Below are 1445 nucleotides of genomic sequence, written 5' to 3' on the forward strand. Positions count from 1 at the left end.
GGCCGCAACGCGACCCACCAGATGAAGAAGCTCACCCTCGCGGACCTCAAGGCCTTCCGCGACCACCTGCGCATCCCGATCACGGACGACCAGCTCGAAGCGGACCTCTACCGGCCCCCGTACTACCACCCCGGCATGGACTCCCCGGAGATCCAGTACCTCATGGGCCGCCGCAAGGAACTCGGCGGCTTCGTCCCCGAACGCCGCTCCAAGCACGTCGACGTCACCCTCCCGGATGAGAAGGTCTACGAAGTCGCCAACCGCGGCTCCGGCAAGCAGCATGCCGCCACCACCATGGCGTTTGTCCGCCTGCTCAAGGACCTCATGCGGGACAAGGAGTTCGGCAAGCGGATTGTGCCGATCATTCCGGATGAGGCACGGACCTTCGGCATGGACGCGTTCTTCCCGACGGCCAAGATCTACAACCCGAACGGCCAGAACTATCTTTCCGTGGACCGCGAGCTCGTCCTGGCGTACAAGGAGTCCATCTCCGGCCAGATCGTGCACGCCGGTATCAACGAGGCCGGTTCCGTGGCAGCCTTCACCGCCGCGGGCACCTCCTACGCCACCCACGGCGAACCACTGATCCCGGTCTACGTGTTCTACTCGATGTTCGGGTTCCAGCGCACCGGCGATTCCTTCTGGGCCGCCGCGGACCAGATGACCCGCGGGTTCATCATCGGCGCCACCGCAGGCCGCACCACCCTCACCGGCGAAGGCCTGCAGCACGCCGACGGGCACTCCCCCATCCTCGCCGCCACCAACCCGGCAGTCGTCACCTACGACCCGGCATACGGCTACGAGATGGGCGTCATCGTCCGCGACGGCCTCAACCGGATGTATGGTCCCGGCGAAGCCGGAAAAGAAATTGCCGACAACGACCCCTCGCGGAACGTGATGTACTACATCACGGTCTACAACGAGCCGATCGTGCAGCCGCCGGCACCGGCGGAACTCGATGTCGAAGGCATCATCAAGGGTATCTACCTGCTGGCGCCGGCCAAGATCGACGGCCCGCGCACGCAGATCCTTGCCTCCGGTGTGTCCGTCCCCTGGGCCCTCGAGGCCCAGCGGATCCTCGCCGAGGACTGGGGCGTCTCCGCCGATGTCTGGTCCGTGACCTCCTGGACCGAACTGCGCCGCGACGCCATGGCAGCCGAGGAAGAAGCCTTCCTCAACCCCGGTGAGCCCGCCCGTGTCCCGTTCGTGACCCAGCAGCTCGCCGGCGCCACCGGTCCGATCGTCGCGGTCACCGACTACATGAAGGCCGTGCCGGACCAGATCCGCCAGTTCCTCCCGAACGAGTTCGCCTCGCTCGGCGCCGACGGCTTCGGCTTCTCCGACACCCGCGCCGCGGCACGCCGCTTCTTCAAGAACGACATCCACTCCGTGGTGGTCCGTTCCCTGCAGATGCTCGCCCGCCGCGGCGAAGTCGACGCCCAGGC

1 protein-coding gene is annotated in these 1445 nt (G+C 66.6%); it reads left to right on the forward strand.

The features are described 5' to 3' along the window. A partial coding sequence (locus tag AC1DDO_RS22990) for a transketolase-like TK C-terminal-containing protein (RefSeq protein WP_476972847.1) occupies window positions 1-1445 on the forward strand: 1445 nt, incomplete at both ends.

The organism is Arthrobacter sp. 10N43 (assembly GCF_056394525.1).